General features: G+C 64.1%; 19 protein-coding genes and 1 pseudogene. 10 read left to right on the top strand and 10 right to left on the bottom strand.

The window, feature by feature from the left end:
• The first annotated feature begins 2 nt into the window (after nucleotides 1–2).
• Complete coding sequence (mltG, locus tag SMA01S_RS20120) at nucleotides 3–992, top strand: endolytic transglycosylase MltG (protein ID WP_066826688.1); 990 nt, start codon at nucleotides 3–5, stop codon at nucleotides 990–992.
• 86 nt (nucleotides 993–1,078) lie between these two features.
• Here mltG and eda read toward each other — a convergent pair whose 3' ends face one another.
• From eda to SMA01S_RS20080, 8 genes are all read right to left on the bottom strand, one after another.
• On the bottom strand, nucleotides 1,079–1,693 hold the full coding sequence (eda, locus tag SMA01S_RS20115; RefSeq protein ID WP_084250476.1) for a bifunctional 4-hydroxy-2-oxoglutarate aldolase/2-dehydro-3-deoxy-phosphogluconate aldolase: 615 nt from the start codon (nucleotides 1,691–1,693) through the stop codon (nucleotides 1,079–1,081).
• Nucleotides 1,690–2,658 carry a glucokinase gene (gene glk, locus SMA01S_RS20110; RefSeq protein WP_066826686.1) on the bottom strand — a complete coding sequence of 323 codons (969 nt, stop codon included), beginning with the start codon at nucleotides 2,656–2,658 and terminating at the stop codon, nucleotides 1,690–1,692. Before glk ends, eda begins: the two co-directional genes overlap by 4 nt.
• A gap of 182 nt (nucleotides 2,659–2,840) precedes the next feature.
• A complete protein-coding gene (gene edd / locus SMA01S_RS20105; protein WP_066826684.1) occupies nucleotides 2,841–4,652 on the bottom strand; it encodes a phosphogluconate dehydratase in 1,812 nt (603 codons plus the stop codon).
• 154 nt (nucleotides 4,653–4,806) lie between these two features.
• Nucleotides 4,807–5,520, bottom strand: a complete 714-nt coding sequence (pgl, locus tag SMA01S_RS20100; protein ID WP_066826680.1) for a 6-phosphogluconolactonase — start codon at nucleotides 5,518–5,520, stop codon at nucleotides 4,807–4,809.
• Nucleotides 5,521–5,689: 169 nt separating this feature from the next.
• A complete protein-coding gene (gene zwf, locus SMA01S_RS20095; protein WP_066826676.1) occupies nucleotides 5,690–7,159 on the bottom strand; it encodes a glucose-6-phosphate dehydrogenase in 1,470 nt (489 codons plus the stop codon).
• A gap of 84 nt (nucleotides 7,160–7,243) precedes the next feature.
• Nucleotides 7,244–8,173 carry an N-acetyl-gamma-glutamyl-phosphate reductase gene (argC, locus tag SMA01S_RS20090; RefSeq protein ID WP_066826671.1) on the bottom strand — a complete coding sequence of 310 codons (930 nt, stop codon included), beginning with the start codon at nucleotides 8,171–8,173 and terminating at the stop codon, nucleotides 7,244–7,246.
• Nucleotides 8,170–8,337: a hypothetical protein gene (locus SMA01S_RS20085; RefSeq protein WP_245649348.1), complete on the bottom strand. Its 168-nt coding sequence runs from the start codon at nucleotides 8,335–8,337 to the stop codon at nucleotides 8,170–8,172. The genes argC and SMA01S_RS20085 overlap by 4 nt, the downstream gene beginning before the upstream one ends.
• 142 nt (nucleotides 8,338–8,479) lie before the next feature.
• Nucleotides 8,480–8,800 carry a MarR family transcriptional regulator gene (locus SMA01S_RS20080; RefSeq protein ID WP_066583478.1) on the bottom strand — a complete coding sequence of 107 codons (321 nt, stop codon included), beginning with the start codon at nucleotides 8,798–8,800 and terminating at the stop codon, nucleotides 8,480–8,482.
• Between the two features lie 247 nt (nucleotides 8,801–9,047).
• Between SMA01S_RS20080 and secG the strand changes: the two genes are divergently transcribed.
• From secG to SMA01S_RS20065, 3 genes are all read left to right on the top strand, one after another.
• On the top strand, nucleotides 9,048–9,482 hold the full coding sequence (gene secG / locus SMA01S_RS20075) for a preprotein translocase subunit SecG (RefSeq protein WP_066826669.1): 435 nt from the start codon (nucleotides 9,048–9,050) through the stop codon (nucleotides 9,480–9,482).
• Between the two features lie 98 nt (nucleotides 9,483–9,580).
• Entirely contained in the window at nucleotides 9,581–11,215 is a 1,635-nt protein-coding gene (gene pyrG / locus SMA01S_RS20070; RefSeq protein ID WP_066826667.1) for a CTP synthase, read from the top strand.
• 102 nt (nucleotides 11,216–11,317) lie between these two features.
• Complete coding sequence (locus SMA01S_RS20065; RefSeq protein ID WP_245649347.1) at nucleotides 11,318–13,315, top strand: flavin-containing monooxygenase; 1,998 nt, start codon at nucleotides 11,318–11,320, stop codon at nucleotides 13,313–13,315.
• A gap of 159 nt (nucleotides 13,316–13,474) precedes the next feature.
• Here SMA01S_RS20065 and SMA01S_RS25405 read toward each other — a convergent pair.
• Nucleotides 13,475–13,735: pseudogene (locus SMA01S_RS25405) on the bottom strand (diacylglycerol kinase family protein); the annotation flags it as partial.
• 189 nt (nucleotides 13,736–13,924) lie between these two features.
• Entirely contained in the window at nucleotides 13,925–14,398 is a 474-nt protein-coding gene (locus SMA01S_RS20055; protein ID WP_066826663.1) for an Hsp20 family protein, read from the bottom strand.
• 234 nt (nucleotides 14,399–14,632) lie between these two features.
• Here SMA01S_RS20055 and SMA01S_RS20050 point away from each other — a divergent pair, with 234 nt between their 5' ends.
• The 6 genes from SMA01S_RS20050 to dnaE form a co-directional block, all read left to right on the top strand.
• Complete coding sequence (locus tag SMA01S_RS20050) at nucleotides 14,633–17,134, top strand: TonB-dependent receptor (RefSeq protein WP_066826659.1); 2,502 nt, start codon at nucleotides 14,633–14,635, stop codon at nucleotides 17,132–17,134.
• A 612-nt stretch (nucleotides 17,135–17,746) separates the two neighbouring features.
• Nucleotides 17,747–19,003 carry a lipoprotein-releasing ABC transporter permease subunit gene (locus tag SMA01S_RS20045; RefSeq protein ID WP_066826702.1) on the top strand — a complete coding sequence of 419 codons (1,257 nt, stop codon included), beginning with the start codon at nucleotides 17,747–17,749 and terminating at the stop codon, nucleotides 19,001–19,003.
• Nucleotides 18,996–19,670 carry an ABC transporter ATP-binding protein gene (locus SMA01S_RS20040; protein WP_066826655.1) on the top strand — a complete coding sequence of 225 codons (675 nt, stop codon included), beginning with the start codon at nucleotides 18,996–18,998 and terminating at the stop codon, nucleotides 19,668–19,670. The genes SMA01S_RS20045 and SMA01S_RS20040 overlap by 8 nt, the downstream gene beginning before the upstream one ends.
• Before the next feature lie 21 nt (nucleotides 19,671–19,691).
• Nucleotides 19,692–20,315 (top strand): GNAT family N-acetyltransferase, encoded by a 624-nt coding sequence (locus tag SMA01S_RS20035; RefSeq protein WP_245649346.1) that lies wholly within the window; start codon nucleotides 19,692–19,694, stop codon nucleotides 20,313–20,315.
• Entirely contained in the window at nucleotides 20,312–20,791 is a 480-nt protein-coding gene (locus SMA01S_RS20030) for a glutathione peroxidase (RefSeq protein WP_066826653.1), read from the top strand. Before SMA01S_RS20035 ends, SMA01S_RS20030 begins: the two co-directional genes overlap by 4 nt.
• 78 nt (nucleotides 20,792–20,869) lie before the next feature.
• The coding region (gene dnaE / locus SMA01S_RS20025; protein WP_157094056.1) for a DNA polymerase III subunit alpha at nucleotides 20,870–23,416 on the top strand (2,547 nt) is incomplete at its 3' end.

Genomic DNA, 23,416 nt, shown 5'->3' with positions numbered 1-23,416 from the left:
TCATGGCTCGGAAGAAGCGCGGCGGCAGCCGGTTCGGATGCCTTGGGCTCGTCGCCGCGCTGTTGCTGTTCGCCGGCGGCTTCTGGCTGGTCCATAGCTGGGGCGGGCGCGGGCCGCTGCAGAAGAACGTCACCGTCTCGATCGCACCGGGCACCAGCCTCAACAAGGCGGCCGAGCAACTCGAGCATGCCGGCGCGATCTCATCCGCCAGCCGCTTCACGTTGCTCGCCAAGTTCTTGGGCGGCGGCGGGGGAATCAAGGCCGGCGAGTATCGCATCCCCGCGCATCTCAGCCAGTCGGACATCCTGAAGCTGCTGCAGGGCGGCAAGACGCTCCAGCGCTTCATCACCATCCCCGAGGGCTGGCCGTCGATCATGGCGCAGGAACGGCTGATGGCGATGCCCGAGCTGACCGGCAAGATCGCCGTGCCCGCCGAGGGATCGCTATTGCCAGACAGCTATAGTTTCGAGCGTGGCGACAGCCGCGAAACGATCATCGAGCGGATGCAGCGCGCGATGTCGCTCTATCTCGACCAGGCATGGGCGAAGCGTTCGCCCACGACAGTGGCGAAGACACCGCGCGAGGCGCTGATCCTTGCATCGATCGTCGAGAAGGAGACCGGCAAGCCGTCGGAACGGCGCATGGTCGCCGCGGTTTATTCGAACCGGCTGAAGCGCGGCATGCCGCTCCAGGCCGATCCGACGGTGATCTATCCGGTGACCAAGGGTAAGCCGCTCGGGCGCCGCATCCTGCGCTCGGAGCTTGAGGCAAATAACGGCTACAATACCTATGCGATGACCGGGCTACCCAAGGGACCGATCGCCAATCCGGGACGGGCGTCTATCGATGCGGTGCTCAATCCCGCCGATTCGCAGGCGTTGTATTTCGTCGCGGACGGGACGGGCGGGCATGTGTTCGCGGACACGCTCGAACAGCATAATGCCAACGTGCAGAAATGGTACGCAATCCGTAGGGCGCGCGGGGAGATGTGATTCGGGTCGTCATCCCAGCGTAAGCTGGGATCTCAGGCGATGGCGCGATGCGGCTTGAGACCCCAGCTTTCGCTGGGGTGACGTGATTATCGCAACGCCGCCGCTGCTCGCGCCTTCGCCTCAACCTCTTCGGGCGTGCCGGAACACACCCAGCTTCCCCCGACGCACAGCACCGGTTCGAACGCCAGCCACTCGCGCGCATTCGCCTCGCTAACCCCGCCGGTCGGACAGAATTTGCACTGATAGAAGGGCGCGGCGAGGCTCTTTAGCGCCTTCAACCCGCCATTCGCCTCGGCCGGGAAGAACTTGAAATGCGTGAGCCCCAGATCGAGCCCGCGCATCAGGTCGGCCGAATTGGCGATGCCCGGCAGATAGGGGACGCCGCTGGCGATGATCGGCTCGGCGAGGCGCTCTGTCAGGCCGGGCGAGACGATGAACTCGGCGCCCGCCTCCATTGCCTGCGCGAACTGGGCGGGGTTGATAACGGTGCCCGCGCCGACGATCGCGCCGGGCACCTTCTTCATCTCGCGGATCGCGTCGAGCGCTACAGGCGTGCGCATCGTCACTTCGAGCACGGGCAGGCCACCCTTGACCAACGCCTCGGCCAGTGGCCGTGCAGTGGCCAAATCCTCGATCACGATCACCGGGATGACCGGCGCCGCCAGCATGATGTGTTCGATCGGATTGACGGTGTCGGTCACTTGGCATGCTCCTGGGCAAAGGCGGCCGCGGCGCCGTACAGGCCGGGCTGGGGATGCGTGATCAGCTTGACCGGGATAGCGGCCATCATCTGCTGAAACCGCCCCTTGGCGGTGAAGCGTTCGGAAAAGCCCGACCGCGCGAAATGCTCCTTGAGCTTGAGGCCCAGCCCGCCGGCGATGACGACGTCCTTCGCCCCCTGCATTAGCGCGAGGTCGCCCGCGAACGCGCCGAGCGCGAGCACGAAGCGGTCGAGCGCGGCGATCGCCAGGCTGTCCGATCCTTCGAACGCCATCGTCCAGATCGTCTTGTCGTCGAGGTGGCGGATCGCCTGTCCTTCGATCTCGGCCAGGGTTTCGTAGATCGCGACGATCGCCGGTCCCGCGCAGATCCGCTCGGCGGACACGCGAGTGAACGTCTTGCGCAACCGTTTGAGGATCGCGTCCTCGAACGCGTCGAGCGGCGCGAAATCGACATGCCCGCCCTCGGTCGAGAGCACGTGATAGGTGCCGCCGGCGTGGAGCACTCCCGCGACACCCAGGCCAGTGCCCGGTCCGCAGATCGACGTCACGCCATCGCGCGCCAATGCCCGCTTGGGGCCGCATATATGCTGGAAATCCTCGTCCGGCAGCTGCGCCACGGCGTGCGCGATCGCGCCGAAATCGTTGACGATGACATAGGTGTCGGCGCCGAGCCGCTCGGGAATCAGCGCGGGGCGGATGATCCAGGGATTGTTGGTCAGTTTGATCACGTCGCCGCCGACCGGTGACGCGACCGCGATCGCCGCCGCCTTGGGCAAGTCGCGACCTAGCTGACGGCCGAAATCCTGCCAGGCGGTCTGGAGCGAGGCGTGCTCGGCGGTCTTCTGGGTGACTTCCGGCCCGAGCGAGACGACCTTGCCGTCCGCCACTTCCGCGATGGCGAAGCGGGCGTGAGTGCCCCCGATATCGACTGCGACGACTTCCATGTGGTTCCTCAACCTCCCCAACTCGTCATCCCAGCGAAAGCTGGGATCTCATGCCTTATCGGGCACATGCTTGAGACCCCAGCTTTCGCTGGGGTGACGGCTCTAGTTTTTGATCGCACAAAGACGCGAAGACGCGAAGAAGAGAGATGGCTTTGCGCCTTTGTGTCTTCGTGCGAGTCAAATTATAACCCGGCTCCTGCGAAAATCGCCGAGGCGCCCAATTCCGCTTCATCAGCTGCACCACGGAACAGCCCAAACAATTCGCGCCCCATGCCCTCGGCGGCCGGCGGACACTCGGCGAGATCGCGCGCATCCCATTCCACCGCATCGACCAGTGCATCGAGCGTGCCGTTGACCGCATCGAGCCGGATGATGTCGCCGTCGCGCACCCGACCGAGCGGACCGCCGCCCAGAGCCTCGGGCGAGCAATGGATCGCCGCCGGAACCTTGCCTGAGGCTCCCGACATGCGGCCGTCGGTGACGAGCGCCACGCGATAGCCCTTGTTCTGGAGCACGCCCAAAGGCGGGGTCAGCTTGTGCAACTCGGGCATGCCGTTCGCACGCGGCCCCTGGAAGCGCATTACGACGATGACGTCGCGATCGAGTTCGCCGGCCTTGAACGCCGCCTGGACGTCGGCCTGGTCGTGGAACACGCGGGCCGGTGCTTCGACGATCCAACGATCCTGGTCGACAGCCGACACCTTGATGCAGGCGCGACCGAGATTGCCGGTCAGGATGCGGAAGCCGCCCTCGGCTGAGAAGGGATTGGCCGCAGGGCGCAGGATCGTCTCATCGCCACTCGCGCCGGGATCTTCCCAGCGCAGGCCGTCGCCCTCGACTACCGGACGCTTGCCGTAATCGGCGAAATCGCCCGCGACGGTCAGGATATCGCCATGGAGCAGCCCGGCGCCGAGCAATTCGCGGATCACGAACGGCATACCGCCGGCATCCTCGAACCCGTTCACGTCGGCCGATCCGTTGGGATAGACGCGCGCGACCAAGGGAACGGCGCGGCTCAACTGATCGAAATCTTCCCAATCGATCACGATTCCCGCCGCGCGTGCGATCGCGGGCAAGTGGATCAGATGGTTGGTCGATCCGCCCGTCGCGAGCAAGCCGACCGCCGCGTTGACGATCGCGCGTTCGTCAACGCAATGGCCGAGCGGACGGTAATCGTCGCCGTCCCAGCCGATCTCGGCGAGACGATGCACCGCCGCGCGGCTCAATTCTTGGCGCAATTTGGTACCGGGATTGGCGAAGGCGGCACCGGGCATGTGGAGGCCCATCACCTCCATCATCATCTGGTTGGTATTGGCGGTGCCGTAAAAGGTGCAGGTGCCCTTCGAATGATAGGCGCCGATCTCGGCTTCGAGCAGTTCCTCGCGGCCGACTTTTCCTTCGGCGAATTGCTCGCGGACCGCTGCCTTGGCCTTGTTGGGGATGCCGGTGCGCATCGGTCCGCCGGGGACCAGTATCGTCGGTAAATGGCCGAAACGCAGCGAACCCATCAGCAAACCGGGCACGATCTTGTCGCAAATGCCGAGCAGAGCGGCGCCCTCGAACAGCCCGTGAGTCAGCGCGATCGCGGTCGACAGGGCGATCGTGTCGCGGCTAAACAGCGACAATTCCATGCCCGGATAGCCTTGCGTCACCCCATCGCACATTGCTGGCACGCCGCCGGCGACTTGCGCGGTCGCACCGACTTCGCGCGCCCAGACCTTCATCTGCTCGGGATAGCGATAATAGACCGCATGCGCCGACAGCATGTCGTTATACGATGTGACGATGCCGATGTTCATCGCGGCATTGGTCTTCATCGCGTCGCGATCTTCCTCGGTCCCGGCATAACCGTGCGCGAGGTTGGCGCAGCCGAGCGTCGCGCGCGAGCGTGAGCCGCGGTCACGCTCGCGTTCGATCAGGTCGAGATAGGCGCGGCGCGTCGGGCGCGAGCGCTCGACGATACGGTTGGTGACGGCGGATACTGCCGGGTTCATGGTCTCGGGGTCCGTTTGCCAGGAGCAGGACGTGCCAGCTCTTTCAACTTCGTCCTAGACCTACCCAACGTCTGGGCAAGCCCGCGCGCCTCACAGGGCCATGGAAATTCGTATGCGCTGAACCCGGGGCCGCCTCCCCGTGGCCTGACCGTGCCTATGGCGCCCAGTGGATGTCGACGGGAAGTTCGGTATCGGCGAGAACGCGTCCGATCGGATAGGACGAGCTCGGGCCCTGGCTGATCGCGTCCTCCAGCACCTTCTTCTTCTCGGCACCGGTGATCGCAATGATCACCGCCGCCGACGAGACGATCGCCGCGCGGCTGAGCGTCACGCGCGCGACCGGCGCTTCGGGAGGCAGCGGATCGGGCATGACGCCGAGCATCCGGCGTTCCTTCGGTCCGTTCAGCGCCTCGTCGAAATCAGGCCCCGGGAAGATCGAGGCGGTATGGCCGTCCGCCCCGATGCCGAGCAGGCAGAGGTCGAGCGGCCAATGCAGATCCTGCATCAGCGCATCGGCCGATCGGCCAGCCGCCTTATAGTCCGCCGTCGCTTGCGGCACGATCGGCATCACCCGCGCGCCGAGCGGCAGGAAGGTCTTGGCGATCATCGTCACGTTCGACAGCGGATCGCCCAAAGGCACGATGCGCTCGTCGCCCGGGATGATCGTCACCCGCTTCCATTCGAGCTTCGCCTTGGCCAGCCGCTGATAGATCGGAACCGGCGTCTTGCCGCCGGCCAGCGCGATGACCGCTCCGCCGCGCGCTTCGATTGCGCTTTCGATGATGAAGCCGATATCGCCGGCGACGGCATCGGCCATCTCGTCGGTATCGTCATATTCCCACCATTCGATTTCTTCGTTGGTCGCCATGTCTCGCTCTCTATCTTTTTCTATTAGCCCTCTTCCGCAAGCGGGAGAGGGTTGGGTGAGGGGCTTCTTTCTTCTTCTTTACGACTCGCCCGGAAGAAGGAAGAAGACCCTCACCCTCCCGCTTCGCGGGCCCCTCCCTCTCCCGCAAGCGGGAGAGGGTTTTAGAAACTCAATCGTCCTGCCAGGTCACGCCGTCGCGCTCGGTCAGCGCGATCGAAGTCGAGGGCCCCCAGCTGCCCGAGGCATAGCTCTTGGGCTTGGTATCGTTGGCCGTCCAGCCGGCACGGATGGCGTCGGTCCAGGCCCATTGCGCCTCGACCTCGTCGCGGCGGACGAACAGGGTCTGATCACCCTCGATCAGGTCGAGCAGCAGCCGTTCATAAGCGATGCGGCGGCGCGTGCCGGCGAATTCGGCGTCTAGGCTGAGATTGAGCGGCACCTCGCGCAGATGGATGCCGTCGCGGTCGAGGCCCGGCTCCTTCGCCATCACCAGCATCGAGATATATTCCTCGGGCTGCAGGCGGATGATCAGCTTGTTGGGCTGGAGCAGGCCGCCGCGGCCGGCGAACATCGAATGCGGCACTGGCTTGAACTGGATCGCGATCTCGCTGCGGCGGACCGCCATGCGCTTGCCGGTGCGTAGATAGAAAGGCACGCCCTGCCAGCGCCAATTCTCGATTCTCGCCTTGATCGCGACGAATGTCTCGGTGGTCGACGGCTTGCCGAGTTCTTCCAGATAGCCCTTGACGATCTTGCCGTCGACCGCGCCGGGGCCGTACTGGCCGGTAACGGTCAGATGCGGCACTTCCTCGGGCGTCATGACGTGCAGGCTGCGGAACACCTTGGCCTTTTCGTCGCGGATCGCATCCTTGTCGTAGCGGGCAGGGGGCTCCATCGCGATCAACGCGAGAAGCTGCAGCATATGGTTGGTGACCATGTCGCGCAGCGCGCCGGCACCGTCATAATAACCGGCACGCTCTTCCAGCCCGACCGTCTCCGCGATGGTGATCTGGATGTTGTCGATGCCCTGGGCATTCCACACCGGCTCGTAGAAGGAATTGCCGAAGCGCAGCGCCAGGATGTTCTGGACGGTTTCCTTGCCGAGATAATGGTCGATTCGGAAGATCCGGTCCTCGGGGAAGACCGCGGCGACCGCATCGTTGATCTCGCGGCTCGAGGCGAGGTCATAGCCCAGCGGCTTTTCGAGCCCGATGCGGACATTGCCGTGCGCTAGACCCGCCTGAGCGAGCCCCTTGATCGTCGGCTCGAACAGGCTCGGCGCGGTCGACAGGAAGATCGCCAGCCCTTTCGACGTATCGCCGAGCTCGTCGGACAGATCCTTGAAATGGTCGGATTGGGTCGCGTCGAGCGCCTGATAGTTCAGTCGCTTGAGGAAAGAGGCGATCTTGTCCTTGTCCTTGCGATCCTCGGGCAGGTATTTTTCGAGCGCTTCCTTGGCGAATTTGCGGAAGGCGCCGTCCTCGAACACCGTGCGCGCGGTGCCGGTGATCGTCATGCCGGCGGGCAGCAGTCCGTCTTCGTCGAGGCCATAGAGCGAGGGCAGGAGCATGCGCTGCGACAAGTCCCCGGTCGCACCGAACAACAGCAATTTGTCGAGCGGCTGGCGCGTTCCGGGCATCTGGTTTTCCTCGTTTAGACCGTTGGCCCTGCTTTCATTGCAGGGCGATGTGGGTGGAGACCGACGGGATTTAGGCGCGCGCGCTCATAAAGTCAGGCCCGCGACCGGGTCGAACCCCGCCATGATGTTGAGATTCTGCACGGCCGCCCCCGCCGCGCCCTTGCCCAGATTGTCGAGCGTCGCGATCAACCGGGCTTGTCCGGCCTCCGCATTGCCGCAGACGCGCAAAGTCAGGCGGTCGCTGCCGGCATCGTCCTCGATCGTCACGAATTGCGCGTCGGCGGCGCCGATCCGGATCAACGGGCTGTCCTTATAGGCCTCGGTCAGCGTGCTTTCGATCTGCGTCAGCGACGGCTTGCGCGGCAGTGCATGGAGCGGCACCGGAACTTCGACGATCATGCCGCGATAGGTGTTGGCGACCGCCGGCGTGAAAATCGGCGGATGCGCGACGCGGGCATGCTTCTGCATCTCGGCGACGTGCTTGTGCGCCAGACCCAAAGCGTACAACCGGGCGCTCGTATCGGCTTTCCCCTCTTCGAACTCGGCGATCATTGATTTGCCGCCGCCCGAATAGCCCGAGATCGCATTGGCGCTGAGCGGCCAATCGTGCGGGATCAGCCCGGCGCGGACCAGCGGCCGGACCAGCGCAAGGAATCCGGTCGGGTAACAGCCGGGATTGCTGACGAAGCGCGCCTCGGCAATCGCTGCCTGCTGGGCGGGTTCCAGCTCGGCGAAGCCATAAGCCCAACCCTCGGCGACACGATGCGCGGTCGACGCGTCGATCACCCGCGTCTTTTCGGAGGTGATCATCGCCACGGCTTCGCGCGCAGCGTCGTCGGGCAGGCACAGGATAACGAAATCGGCGTCATTCAGCGCCTGTTTGCGTGCTGCCGAACTCTTGCGCACCGCGTCGTCCAGCGTGACCAGAGTGACATCGCTCCGCCCGGACAGGCGATCGCGGATCTCGAGCCCGGTGGTGCCGGCACCGCCATCGATGAAGACGTTGACGTTCATGCCGCCAGATCCAGTGCCGTGCGGTCGACATAGCCCGCGAGGCGGCGTTCGGGCGATACGCCCCAAGCGACTTCGCGCGATACTTCCAGAACTTCGAAGCTCTCACCGACCGCGAGCTCGGCGAGTGGCTCGGACGTGGAGGATGATTCGGCGTGCAAGGTCACGGCGCGGGTTACTACACAGGGCAGAGGCGCGGCGTAATGCGGCGCGAATACGTATTCGGCGAGCCGGACGTCGGCGAGGTCGGGGCGAATCGCGTTATGGCGCGGGTCTATCGATATCGACGGACCGGTCAGCGCAAAGGTTCTACGCGGTGGCTCTGCGGGCGCGGGGCGGGTCGCTTTCTCCCACAAATTGTCCGAATTCTTCAAGAAAACCTGCCCCTTCGGTGGTACGCGCGATGAAGATGTTGCGCTTGTCGGTATCGTCGCGCTGGCGGCGCAGATAGCCGAGCGCCCCCAATCTGTTCAAGGCGCGTGTCACGACGGGTTTGGAAACGTTCAAAGCGCGGGCCAATCCGCGCACCGTATGCGGTCCCGGGCTGAGATAGACGACGAGCAGCAACGCCATCTGTCGGTTGGTAAGATCGGGCTCGCCGGATCGGACATAATCGACCAGCGTATTCATCCACCGCGCTAGCGGGGAGCTGTCGAAAGTGCTGGCAATGTTCATGTCGGTGCTCACTGGTTGTCCACAGGCTCAAAGGGCAGTCGCTATCGCAGGCGTAACAACGTGCGCCGAGGCGATTGAGTTTCAGTGCGGACACGAAATGTCATGGAAACGCCACGTGTCGTCCGGCCGATGAGCGGTTGATCGCGGGGATGGGGTCGCCTATGTGCCCGCTTTCTCCAGTTTTGCGGGTCACAGTCGTTCGATGCTCTTTACCTTTGTCCTTGTCGTTCAGTTGCTCGTCGGCGCGGCGCTCGTCACCATCATCCTGATGCAGCGCTCCGAAGGCGGCGGCCTGACCGGCGGCGGCAGCCCGGCGGGATTGATGTCCGCGCGCGGCGCAGCGGATTTCCTGACACGGTCGACTGCGATCCTGGCGACGATCTTCGTCACGCTGACCATCCTTCTGGCCGTAATGGCGGCGACGCGGCATGCGACCTCGATCGACACCTCGCTCAACCGCGCGGCGCCGATCAACGCACCGGCGGGCACTGCCCCACAGCCGGCGGGTGGCGCCTTTGGTGGCGCGGCCGCCAATGCGGCGGCGGGTGCGGGTGGTAATCTGACCTTCCCGGGCGCCCTGGCGCCGGGCGAGAACAAGGTGGCTCCGGCCAGCAACGGCGCGGTTCCCGTCCGCTAAATCCATTTCGTTCTAATCGCCCGCGCGGACTTTTTGTTCGCGCGGGCGGAGTCGCGTGCTTGCGGCACGCCCCCATTCCAAGCTAGGCGATGACTCCCATGGCGCGGTTTATTTTCATTACCGGCGGCGTGGTCTCCTCGCTGGGCAAAGGTTTGATGGCGGCTTCACTGGCTGCCCTCCTCCAGGCACGCGGATATCGCGTCCGCATCCGGAAGTTCGATCCTTATCTCAACGTCGATCCGGGCACGATGAGCCCATATCAGCACGGTGAGGTCTATGTGACCGACGACGGGGCGGAAACCGACCTCGATCTCGGCCATTACGAACGCTTCACCGGTGTCGCCGCGCGGCAGTCGGACAACGTCACTTCGGGCCGGATCTATCAGCAGATCATCCAGCGTGAGCGGCGTGGCGACTATCTCGGCGCCACGGTCCAGGTGATCCCGCACGTCACCGACGCGATCAAGGCGTTCGCGTTGGCAGAGACCGACGATCTCGATTTCGTCTTGTGCGAGATCGGCGGCACGGTCGGCGACATCGAATCCCTGCCGTTCATCGAAGCGATCCGTCAGATCCGCAACGATCTGGGGCGCGGCAATTCGGTCAGCATCCACGTCACGTTGGTGCCGTATATCGCCGCCGCCGGCGAACTGAAGACCAAGCCGACTCAGCACAGCGTGCGCGAGCTGGCGGCCTTAGGCGTCCAGCCCGACGTGCTGGTATGCCGCTGCGAGCAGCCGCTCCCGGCCAGTGAACGCGCCAAGATCGCGTTGTTCTGCAACGTGCCCAAGGAAGCCGTCATTCCCGCGCTCGACGCCAAGAGCATCTACGCCGTGCCGGTCCAATATCATGAGGAAGGGCTCGACGACGCTGTCCTCAACGCCTTCGGGATCGAGCCCGAAGCCCGGCCCGATCTCGCGCGCTGGACCGACATCATGGATCGCCTGACCAACCCGGAAGGGGAGGTGACGGTCGGCGTGGTCGGCAAATATGTCGGCCTGCAGGACGCCTATAAGTCGTTGAACGAGGCGCTGGTCCATGGCGGCATCGCCAACCGGGTCAAGGTCAACGTCCGCTGGATCGACGCCGAACTGTTCGAACATGCCGACAGCGACGTCACGGCGAGCCTGGAACCCTGCCATGCCATCCTGGTCCCCGGCGCGTTCGGCGAGCGTGGCGCGGAAGGCAAGATCGCCTCGGTCAAGTTCGCGCGCGAACGCAACGTTCCGTATTTCGGCATTTGTTTCGGGATGCAGATGGCGTGCATCGAGGGCGCGCGGAACCTGGCGGGGATCGAGAAGGCGTCATCGACCGAATTCGGCCCGACCGAGGAACCGGTAGTGGGCATCATCACCGAATGGATGTCGGCCGAAGGCGTCCAGAAACGCGAGGCCGGCGGCGATCTGGGCGGCACAATGCGGCTCGGCGCCTATGACGCGAAGCTCGACGGCAACAGCGTGGTTTCGTCGATCTATGGCTCGACCGACATCAGCGAGCGGCATCGCCATCGCTATGAGGTCAATACCGGCTATCGCGACGCGCTGGAAAAGGGCGGGCTGGTGTTCAGCGGTATGTCGCCCGACGGCATGCTCCCCGAGATCGTCGAGCGGCCCGATCATCCCTGGTTCGTCGGCGTGCAGTTCCATCCGGAGCTGAAGTCGAAGCCGTTCGACCCGCATCCGCTGTTCGCCAGCTTCATCGCGGCCGCGTTGCGGCAGAGCCGGCTGGTCTGAACTAATCGATTCCGCCCCCGGAAAGTTGACCGGCGTCAAGGTTAGTGACGCTGGACCGCTCCATTCTGCACAGGCATTATTGCGCGCAGAAGGAGAGGGACCATGGCAAATGCGATCGCGCTCGAGGGCGAGGTGGCGCCGGCCGAGCATGTCGACGTCCTGATCGTCGGTGCCGGTATCTCAGGGGTCGGGTCGGCCTGGCATTTACAGAACCAATGCCCCGACAAAAGCTATCTGATCCTGGAAATGAAGGACACGTTCGGGGGAACGTGGGAAACGCACAAATATCCCGGCGTGCGGTCGGACTCGGACCTCTACACTTTCGGTTACCGCTTCAAGCCATGGGTCGGCGCCCCGGTCGCGAGCGGTGACGAGATCCTGAAATATATCGGCGACGTGATCGAGGAGAACGGGATCGGCCCGCACATTCGATACGGACACCGCATCACCGCCTGCCGCTGGTCGAGCGAGACCAATCGCTGGACGGTGGAGGCGGTGCGCGCGTCCGACGGCGACACGGTCCGGCTGACCTGCGAATTCCTCTGGATGTGCCAGGGCTATTATGACCACGAGCGCCCCTATATTCCAGCCTGGCCTGGGCTGGGCGACTATAAGGGGCAGTTCGTCCACGCCCAACTGTGGGACCCGGCCACGGATTATGCCGGAAAGCGCATCCTGGTGATCGGCTCGGGCGCGACCGCGGCCACGATCATTCCCGCCTTCGCCGAAAAGGCCGCGCACGTCACGATGCTGCAGCGCTCACCGACCTATTTCTTCTGCAGCCCCAACCGCAACGAACTTGCCGACCGGCTTCGCCAGATCGGCATCGACGAGCCGACCATCCACCGCGTGGTGCGGGCGCAGATCATGTTCGATCAGGATCAGCTAACGCGGCGGTGCCAGGCCGAGCCCGAGGCGGTGTTCGAGGAACTCAAGGCGCTGATCCGCGCTTATGCGGGCGACGATTTCGAGTTCGAGCCGCATTTCACGCCGCACTATCGCGTCTGGCAGCAGCGGCTCGCTTTCTGTCCGGACGGCGACATCTTCCAGGCGGTGAAAGCGGGCAAAGTCGATGTCGTCACCGACGAGATCGATCGATTCGTCGAAACCGGCGTTCGCACCAAATCGGGCAAGGTGATCGAGGCCGACATTATCGTCGCAGCGACCGGGTTTCGGCTCTCGGTGATGGGCGACATCCCGTTCTTCGTCGATGGGCAGCCGGTCGATTGGGCGCACACGGTCACCTATCGCGGGATGATGTTCACCGGCGTGCCCAATATGGCCTGGGTGATGGGGTATTTCCGCGCCAGCTGGACGTTGCGGGTCGACATGCTGGGTGATTTCGTCTGCGGACTGCTGCAGCATATGGAGCGCAAGGGCGCGCACCGCTTGGAGGTCGCGCTGCGACCGGAAGACCAAGGCATGAAGCTGTTGCCCTGGATCGATCGCGACAATTTCAATCCGGGCTATCTGATGCGCGGGCTCGACGAATTGCCCCGGCGCGGCGACAAGCCCGAATGGGCGCATAACCAGGATTACTGGCGCGAAAAATCAGAGATCCCGCAAATCGACCTCAATGGAGCCGAGTTCGTCTATTCGGGCCTGGAAGATCGCAAGGCTGACGAAAAAAAAGGAGCCGGCAGGCACGGCGGCGGCGGCCTGAGGCTATGCTTGTGGTGGGTTGCTCGGTGTCATCACCGTGAGCGCGCCGGGGCGGATCCGGAATTCGAGCGGGGAGTCCATCCGCTTCAGTTCACCGTCGAGGGCGATCTCGATCGATCCGCTGCTCGACCGGACGGTCAGCGTCTCGCATTCGCCGAGCGTCTCGAAATCGAGCGAGCGTTCGGCGCGTCCGACCAGCGCGCGCATGGCGAACCAGATCAGCGCGGCGCGGCGCCGACGCGTGATGGCATAAACCGACAATTTCCCGTCGGTCAGCGTGCCGCGCTTGCCCACCTCGCCGCGATCGAGCGAATAGACGTTATTGCCGACGAACAGCAGCGGCGTGACGATCGCGCGCTCGCCTTTGCCCCAATCGAGCCGCAAGCGGTGATGCGGCAACCGCTCGAGCACGGCGAAGGCGGCCGGCAGCGTCGATAGCCATTTGGGCCAGCCTTTGGCGCGTCGCAGCCCTTCGCGCTTGCGCACCATCAGGGGATAGAGCCCGATCGAGGCGTTGTTGACGAATATCTGTCCGTTGACCTCGCCGACATCGATCGCGGCGGGCTGGCCGTTCACGGCAACGTCGGCGGCCTCGCTCAGATCGGCGGGGATACCGAGATCTCGCGTCAAATGATTGAGCGTGCCGAGCGGCAGCAGGCCCAGTTCGGTATCGCTGTCCGCCAGGATCTGCGCCGCACCGGCGGCGGTGCCGTCGCCGCCCGCGACGATCACCCGGCCGGCTTTTGCGGCGGTTTCGATCGCTGCCGGAATCTGTTTGGCGTCCAGCAAGCTGATGTCGGCGGTCGTGCCGGCGGCCGCGAAGGCCTGTTCCAGTGCTTTGGGCAGCGCGTCACCCATCTTGGCCGCAGCGCCGCCGTTGCGGTTCACGATGACGGTCATGCGAGCCATTGATGCGGCGGTAGCAGCGCGCGACCTCACCCCGAAGCGAAATTAGCCGGCCGCGCCATCGCCAAGAAAAAGGCGCCCGGACCTGTCGGCCCGGACGCCCATTGGCGCTTTCGAGGGAGCGAGAAAGCGCCGGTCTGTTTAGGCCGCCTTGGTTTCGTCGGCCGGGCTGGTCTCGATCGCGGCGAGCGGGGCGCCCGTCTTGATCGCGATCGTCTGCGGCTTCAGCGCCTCGGGCACCTCGCGCACCAGGTCGACGGTCAGCAGGCCGTCATTGAGCCGCGCATCGTCGACCCGGATGAAATCGGCGAGTTCGAAGCGGCGCTCGAAGCTGCGCGTCGCGATGCCGAGGTGAAGATAGGCCGACTGATCGCTATCCTTGTCCTTCTTGCCCTTGACGGTCAGCAGGTTCTGCTGCGCGACGATCTCGATCTCGTCGCGGCGGAAGCCGGCGACCGCGATCGTGATGCGGTAATGATCCTCGGCAATCCGCTCGAGGTTGAAGGGCGGGTAATTGTCCCCGCCATTTTGCCGCGCCGAGGCCTCGAGCATGTCGAACAAGCGATCGAAGCCGATCGTCGAGCGGCGGTAGGGAGTAAGGTCGAACTGTCGCATTTAATCATCCTCCATTGAGCGATGTCACATCGACACGACCCCGGATGGGCGTCGCGTCATCGCATATCTGGGGCGTTCCGGCGCCGGTTCAAGAGTGAGCATCAGACAGAATATCTTTATCTTTCAACGGTGATAAAGTTTGGCTTGCGCGGCGGGTGAGACGATCTTGCTTTTAATCCCAGCAACTCAGTGGGGATTAAGGCGTTCATCGATCGTCCAGGGGATTACCGAATCATGCTCGCAGCGTTTCCGCTCCTGCTAGCCGCCGCGTCGCCGCAAAGCATCGCGCTCGCCGACAACGCCGCCCGCCCGTCAGCGCCGGCCGTTGCGCCCGACGATATGGCCGCCAATGCACCCGCACCGGCGCCCGAGCCCCAGGCCGATCCGCAAGCCGCGCCCACGCCGGGGGGCGACATCGTCGTCACCGCGCGCCGTCGCTCGGAGCGCTTGCAGACCGTGCCGCTGGCGGTGGCGGTGCTGAGCGGCGAGACGCTGGCCAATGCCGGGGCATTCAACGTCAACCGGCTCCAGCAATTCCAGCCCGCGCTGCAATTCTATTCGAGCAATCCACGCAATTCGGCGATCAATATCCGCGGCCTGGGCGCGCCGTTCGGCCTGACCAACGACGGTATCGAGCAAGGCGTCGGCCTCTATATCGACCAGGTCTATATCGGTCGCGTCGGTGCCTCGACGTTCGATTTCGTCGATATCGACCGCGTCGAAGTCCTGCGCGGTCCGCAGGGGACCCTCTACGGCAAGAACACCACCGCCGGCGCGGTCAACATCACCACCAAGAAGCCTAATCTCTCGTCGCCCGAAGCGACGTTCGAAGTCAGCACCGGCAATTACGGCCTCGTCCAGCTGAAAGGTTCGGCATCGGCACCGATCGCTGACGGCAAACTGGGCGTGCGCCTGTCGAGCTCGGTGACCAAGCGCGGCGGGTCGATCTACGACACCGCGATCGACAAGAATCTGCAGAAGCAGGACAATTTCAGCGTGCGCGGGCAATTGCTGTGGCAAGCGACGCCAAATCTTGATTTCAATTTCTCGGCCGATTTCAGCCTGCAGAACCCCTATTGCTGCGTGCAATATTATGCGCGGACCGGCGCAACGCAGCGGCCCCTCAACCGCCAATATGCCGCGCTGGCCGCCGCAGCGGGGTATAAGCCGCCGAGCTTCGATCCGTTCGACCGCGTCACCGACCTGGATGCTTCGATCAATTCGCGTCAGGAAGTCGGGGGCCTGTCTCTGGTGGGCAATTGGGACGTCGGCGGGGCGACGGTCACCTCGGTCACTGCTTGGCGCTATTGGGACTGGCAGCCGGCCAATGACCGTGATTTCGTCGGCTTGCCAATCACCACCGTCTCGCAAAATCCTTCGCAGCAGAAGCAATGGTCGCAGGAATTGCGCATCGCCTCGAACAGCGACGGCAAGCTCAATTACACGCTCGGCGCGTTTTTCTTCGATCAGACGATCGACACCCAGGGGTCGCAGGTACAAGGCCCCGCCGCCAGTGCCTGGCTCCTCAATCCGACCAGCGCGAACGGCAAGAACCCGCTGGTGCTCGACGGGCTGACCTCGACCAACTCGATCCATTTCAGCAACCAAAGTTTCGCGGTGTTCGGCAAGCTCAATTGGGAAGCGGCGCCCGGCTTCCACATCCAGCCCGGTTTGCGCGTCAATTACGACAAGAAATCAGGGTTTTACGAGTCGGTCGTCAGCATCCACAACGCGCAATACAATTTCGTCGCGACGGCGGATAACGTCGCGACCTTGTTGAAGAACGGCACCGCGCTCGCCGACCAGCTCAATACGCTGGCGCCGCAACGCTACAGTCCGAAATTCAGCGCCTGGAACCTATCGGGCGATCTGACGCTGTCCTACGACTTCTCCAGGGACATTCACGGCTATGCGACTTATGCGCGCAGCTTCAAGTCGGGCGGGATCAACCTGTCGGGATTGCCACTCAATGCGACCAATACCGGCGTCGACCTGTCGACCCAGACGGTAAAGCCCGAGAAGGAGAATCACTTCGAACTCGGGTTGAAGACGCAGTTCCTCGACCGTCGAGTGACCTTCAACCTCGCGGCGTTCTGGACCGACATCAAGGATTACCAGGCGACCGTGAATAACGGGCAGACGACCGTCATCCGCGGCTATCTGGCCAATGCGGCGCGCGTTCGCGTGCGGGGCATCGAGTTCGACTCGTCGTTCCGACCCAGCGCGCGGCTGAGCCTGTATGGCAACGGCGCCTTCACGGATGCCAAGTACGTCCGATTCCGCAACGCGCCGTGCCCGCCCGAGCTGTCCGGCGGCACCGCGGCGCTTCCCGGCCAGACGCCGGCAGCGCCCGGGACGCCGGGCCTCAGCCCCTTGGTCTGCGATATCTCGGGGTCGATCCTGCCGGGCATCTCGAAATGGTCGTTCTCGTTCGGCGGTGAAGTGAACGTGCCAGTCAGCGGCGGCCAGGTCTATCTCGGCTATGACGGCAGCTATCGCTCGAAATTCTCGTCCAACCCGTCGCGCTCGTTGTACACCGATATCAACGGCTATTCGTTGTCCAACTTCCGACTCGGTTTCCGCAAGGACAAGTGGAACCTGTATGGATGGGTGCGAAACGCGTTCAATCAGAATTATTTCGAGCTGCTGAGCACGCAATCGGGCAGCACCGGCCTGATCGTCGGACAGCCGGGCGATCCGCGGACTTATGGTGGAACGTTCCGGATCAGTTTTTGAGGGTTAGCTAGCCCTCTCCATTTTTAGCCCTCTCCCGCAAGCGGGAGAGGGTTGGGTGAGGGTCTTCTTTCTTCTTTGCTTAGTGCGGCCGGAGAAGAACGAAGACCCTCACCGCTGCGACTAGGCTCGCTTCGCTCACCAAGTCTCGCTCCTCTCCCGCAAGCGGGAGAGGGAAGCGTGAGGAAAAGCGCCGGTCGGCGAAGCCGCCGTCGCTCGGGCCGCTGTCGCAGCCCGGCGGCCGGGCGAAGCGGTGCTTGCGCACCGGCTTGCAGCTTCGCTACGCGCCTCCGCTTCGCTGAAATGACAAACGCCCGGGCCGTTTCCGACCCGGGCGCCTGCGTGACGATTGCTCGTCAGCCCCCTTGTAACTTCCGCCCGCGCGCCTCTTTTAAGGCGGAGCTGGAAGCGATCCCCGAACCACGGCCATTGACCTGCGTTTCGCGAAGCAAACTGCTAAGCGGCGACTGGTGTCTTGTCATCGCCAAACAACGGGTCGCCGCACGATTGCGGCGCGCATGTGTCGAATCCGCCACAGCGTCGCCTTGGTTGCCAGCCCGACCCACGCGGTCTAGGCACGCGAACATTCCGGGGGCGGATCGCGAGGCCTGATTGATTCTCCTGTCGAGCTACGAACGCCTGATCGCCAGCCGCTATTTGCTGCCGGGCAAGGGCGAGCGCTTCATCGTTCTTGTCGCCGGGTTCAGCCTCGGCGCGGTGATGCTCGGGGTCGCGGCCCTGGTCATCGTGATGAGCGTGATGAACGGCTTCCGTGCCGAGTTGTTCGACAAGATCGTCGGGCTGAACGGCCATGCCGTGATCCAGGGCTATGGCGGCCGGCCACTCAACGACTGGCGGCAATTGCTCGCGCGCGCCAAGGCGACGCCCGGCGTCACCAGCGCGGTGCCGATGATCGAACAGCCGCTGATGATGACCAATAATGGCCGCGCGGAAGCGATCATCCTGCGCGGACTGACGGTTCCCGATATTCGCGGCAATTCGACGATCGCCGGTCATGTTATCGCCGGTGACCTCAACAATGTGACCGCCGGCAGCAACCGGATCGCGATCGGATCCCGGCTTGCCGAGACGCTCGGCGTCGATATCGGCAGCCAGGTCACGATCTGGAACCCGGCAGGCCAGTCGACGCCGTTCGGCACCGTGCCGCGAATGGTGTCCTATACGGTCGGCGCGATCTTCGAGATCGGCGTCTATGACTATGACAAGGCCTATGTCGTGATGCCGATGGAGGATGCGCAGACCTTGCTGCTGCTCGATCCCGATACGGTGGGGATGGTCGAGATCAATACGAGGGACGCCGATCAGGTCGGCCCAATCCTGGCGCCGCTGCGCGCCTCGCTCGGCCAGACCGCCGCGGTCAGCGACTGGCGCCAGATGAACGCGCAGTTGTTCGAGGCGTTGGCGATCGAGCAGGTGTCGATGTTCGTGATCCTGTGCATCATCATCCTGGTCGCGGCGTTCAACATCGCCTCGTCACTGATCATGCTGGTCCGCGCCAAGACGCGCGACATCGCGATCCTGCGCACGATGGGTGCGCCACGCGCCGCGATGGTCCGGATCTTCATCACCGTCGGCACGACGATCGGCATTCTCGGCACGATCGCGGGGCTGATCCTGGGATTCGTCCTGCTCTATTTCCGCCAGCCGATCGTCGACTTCGTGCAGAAACTGTCGGGGCAAAATCTGTGGGATCCGCAGATCCGCTTCCTGACCGAGCTGCCGTCCAAGCCCAACCCGGTCGAGATCGCGATGGTCGTGGCGATCACCTTGCTGCTGACCTTCCTCGCGACGCTCTATCCGGCGTCGCGCGCCGCCAGTACCGACCCGGTCCAGGTGCTTCGCTATGAGTGAAGCAGTCCTCGCCACCACCGGCCTGACCCGCAGCTTCGAACAGGGCGGGGAGACGATCCACGTCCTGCGCGGCGTGGACCTCTCGATCGCGCCTGGTGAGATCGTCGCGTTGCTCGGCCCGTCGGGCTCGGGCAAGTCGACCTTGCTCCAGGCGGTCGGCCTGCTCGAGGGCGGGTTTGGCGGATCGATCCGCATCACCGGCACCGAAGCGGCGCAGATGAACAGTTCGGAGCGTACCGCGACGCGTCGCGACATGCTGGGTTTCATCTATCAATTCCACCACTTGCTGCCCGACTTCAACGCGATCGAGAATGTCGTGCTGCCGCAATTGGTGAAGGGGGCCTCGCGCGCCGAGGCCGATGCGCGCGCGGCGGAATTGCTGACGACACTGGGCCTTGGACACCGCCTGACGCATCGGCCGAGCCAATTGTCGGGCGGCGAGCAGCAGCGCGTCGCGGTCGCCCGTGCACTCGCCAACCGACCCGCCTTGATCCTCGCCGACGAACCCACCGGCAATCTCGACGAGGCGACCGCGGAGATCGTATTCGGCGAATTCCTGAGGCTGGTGCGGCAGGAAGGCTCGGCGGCTTTGGTCGCGACTCACAACGAGCGACTGGCCGCGCGAATGGACCGCGTCTTACGCCTGCACGAAGGGCATTTGAGCTAAACTAGGGGTCACGGCGATCAGGTGAGCGAGCAAAAGATTTCCAGCGACGCCTGGCGCACGACGCCGACCCTGACGGGAAACCACGTCACCTTGTCGCCGACGACGCGCGCCGACCGGAACGGCATCCTGGCGGCTTTCGCGACGGGGCTCGAAGGCGCGTTCCATACGACCGTGCCCAACCCAGAGACGATCCATGCCTGGTACGAGCGGATCGAACGCGAGCAGGCAGCTGGGCGCTCGATGCCGTTCACCGTCCGCGACGCTGCGGGGGAGATCGCCGGCGTCACCCGGTTCCTGCGCATGGCGGAGCCGCATCGTCGGGTCGAGATCGGTGGCACGGTTTATGCCACGCGGGTCCAGCGCACTGGGCTCAATACCGAAGCCAAGATGTTGCTGCTGACCCATGCTTTCGAGACGCTGGGCTGCTTTTGCGTCCAAATCCGCACCGATTTCCTCAACCGCCAATCGCGCGCGGCGATCGAGCGGCTGGGCGCGCGGATGGACGGGGTGATCCGCGGCCATCTCATCCTCAACGATGGCCATTATCGCGACAGCGTGCTCTATTCGATCCTCGAACACGAATGGCCCGGGGTGAAGAGCAACATCGCCGCCTTGATGGCCCGATATGAGGGGAAGGGCGCATGACCGCGATCACCGATTTCCACGTCAAGGCGGCGGATGGCAGCGACGCCGACCTCTCGACTTATGCCGGCAAGGTCCTGTTGGTCGTCAACGTCGCGTCGAAATGCGGCTTCACCCCGCAATATGAAGGGTTGGAAGCACTCCACCGGAAATATGCAGATCGCGGGTTCGAAGTGCTGGGCTTTCCCTGCAATCAGTTCGGCGCGCAGGAACCGGGCAATGCCGAGGAAATCGCGAACTTCTGCTCGCTGACCTATGACGTGACTTTCCCGGTCTTCGCCAAGATCGATGTCAACGGCTCGGGCGCCGACCCGCTGTACGGCGAACTCAAGAAACAGGCTCCCGGATTCCTGGGTACCGAAGGAATCAAGTGGAACTTCACCAAGTTCCTCGTCGGACGCGATGGCCAAGTGGTCGAGCGCTATGCGCCGACGACCAAGCCCGAAGAGATCGCCGCGGACATCGAAAAGCTGCTCTGAGCGCGCTTCCCGCCGAAAGTTGTGGGTAAGCTTGCCGCCGGGGTGGCCAAGGCGGGGCGGGCGACTTAGGTTGGCCACATGCCCCATTCCGGCTTCGTGCCCCTCCGGATCTTTTCGTCTTATACGATGCTCGACGGCGCGATCGAGCCCAAGGCGATCGCCAAGCGCGCGCGCGAGTTGGGTTTCCCTGCCGCAGCAGTGACCGACCGCAACGGCCTGTTCGCCGCGATGTCGTTCTCGGGCGCGGCCGCCGATGCCGGGGTGCAGCCGATCATCGGGACGATGCTGGGGGTGGCACGTCCCGACCTGCCCGAGGGCCAGCCGGTGCAGACCGACTGGATCGCGCTCTACGCCCAGGACGAGGCGGGCTATCTCAATCTCTGCCGCCTGGTCAGCGAGGCGCATCTCGGCCGACCGCTCGATCTCGATCCGCATGTCGATCTCGCCACGCTCGAAGCCAATTCGGCGGGGCTGATCGCGCTGACCGCGGGGGGCGAGGGCGGGGTTGCCCGGCTGTTCGCCGAGGATCAGCCGGATGGCGCCAATGCGTATGTCGATCGGCTGCAGGCGATCTTTGGCGACCGGCTTTATATCGAGATTGCCCGCCGCTTCGATCCGGTCGAAGCCAAGGCCGAAGCCGAATTGCTCGAGCTGGCTTATGCCCGCAACTTGCCGATCGTCGCGACCAATCCATGCTGTTTCGCCGACGAGGAATTCCTCGAGGCACACGACGCGATGCTGTGCATCGCCAATTCGTCCTACGTCGCCAGCGACGATCGTCCCAAGAGTTCTCCCGACGCCTGGATGAAGCCGGCCAAAGACATGCGCGCGCTGTTCGCCGATTTGCCCGAGGCGATCGCCAATACCCTGGTCGTGGCGCAGCGCTGCGCGGTTGCGGCACCGAAACGCAAGCCTATCCTGCCCAGCCTGGCCGGCGACCGCGAGGGCGAGTCACAGGCACTGCGTGAGACGGCACGAGAGGGATTGCGCAAACGCCTCGATCGCATCGTCGAGCTCGGCAATGCGGGCGAGGGGGATTGGCAGCAGCCCTATCGCGATCGGCTCGAATTCGAGCTCGACGTCATCATTCAGATGGGGTTCCCCGGTTACTTCCTGATCGTCGCCGACTTCATCCAATGGGCGAAGGCGCACGACATTCCGGTCGGGCCGGGCCGTGGTTCGGGCGCCGGCTCGGTGGTCGCCTGGGCGCTGACCATCACCGACCTCGACCCGATCAAGCTCGGCCTGCTGTTCGAACGCTTCCTCAACCCGGAACGCGTGTCGATGCCCGACTTCGACATCGACTTTTGCGAAACGCGGCGCGGCGAAGTGATTCGCTACGTCCAGGCCAAATATGGCCGCGACCAGGTCGCCCAGATCATCACCTTCGGGACGATGAAGGCGCGCGCCGTGCTCAAGGATACCGGCCGCGTGCTCCAGATGAGCTATGGCCAGGTCGACCGTCTCGCCAAACTCGTCCCGAACCTGCCGACCGATCCCTGGACGCTCGACCGCGCGCTCAACGGCGTCAGCGAACTCGCCGCCGAATATCGCGGCGACAAGGACGTCCGCCATCTGTTCGATCTGGCGATGAAGCTCGAAGGGCTGCCGCGCCACAGTTCGACCCACGCCGCCGGCGTGGTGATCGGCGACCGTCCGCTCGCCGACCTCGTCCCGCTCTATCGCGATCCGCGATCGGACATGCCGGTCACCCAGTTCGACATGAAATATGTCGAGGGCGCCGGGCTGGTGAAGTTCGACTTCCTCGGCTTGAAGACGTTGTCGGTGCTCAAGAAGGCGGTCCAGCTGCTCGCCAAGCGCGGCATCGCCTGCGACCTCGATGCGCTGACCTGGGACGATGAGGGCGTCTACAAATTGCTCCAGAAGGGCGACACGGTCGGCGTGTTCCAGCTGGAATCGGAAGGCATGCGGCGCACGCTGAGCGCGGTGCGGCCGTCGAATTTCGGCGACATCATCGCGCTCGTCTCGCTCTACCGTCCAGGCCCGATGGACAACATCCCGTCGTTCGGCCGGCGCAAGAACGGACAGGAGCCGATTACCTATCCGCACGCCTTGCTTGAGCCGATCCTGGCCGAGACCTACGGCATCTTCGTTTATCAGGAACAGGTGATGCAGGCCGCCCAGGTGCTGGCCGGCTATTCGCTCGGCGGCGCCGATTTGCTGCGCCGTGCAATGGGCAAGAAGAACCAGGCCGAGATGGACGCCCAGCGCGCCACCTTCGTCGAGGGCTGCGCGACCCACAACAAGATTGACGCTGCCAAGGCCAACGAACTGTTCGACTTGATCGACAAGTTCGCTGGCTATGGCTTCAACAAGTCGCACGCCGCGGCCTATGCCCTGCTCGCCTACCAGACCGCCTGGCTGAAGGCGCACCATCCGCACGAATTCTATGCGGCGTCGATGTGCTACGACATCCATCTGACCGACAAGCTCGCGATCTTCGTCGACGATATGCGGCGGCTGGACGTCGCCATTCTGCCGCCCGACGTGAACCGGAGTTTGGCGGAGTTCGATGTTGAGGTTGTTCACTCCTCAAACCCCTCCCCTTCAGGGGAGGGGCAAGGGGTGGGGGGTGCCTCGCAGAGTGGTTCGCTCGGGGTGATG

The organism is Sphingomonas mali NBRC 15500 (assembly GCF_001598415.1).
Lineage (GTDB): Bacteria > Pseudomonadota > Alphaproteobacteria > Sphingomonadales > Sphingomonadaceae > Sphingomonas > Sphingomonas mali.
The sequence above is the reverse complement of the archived record's forward strand: the minus strand, read 5'-3'. Positions and strand labels throughout refer to the sequence as shown.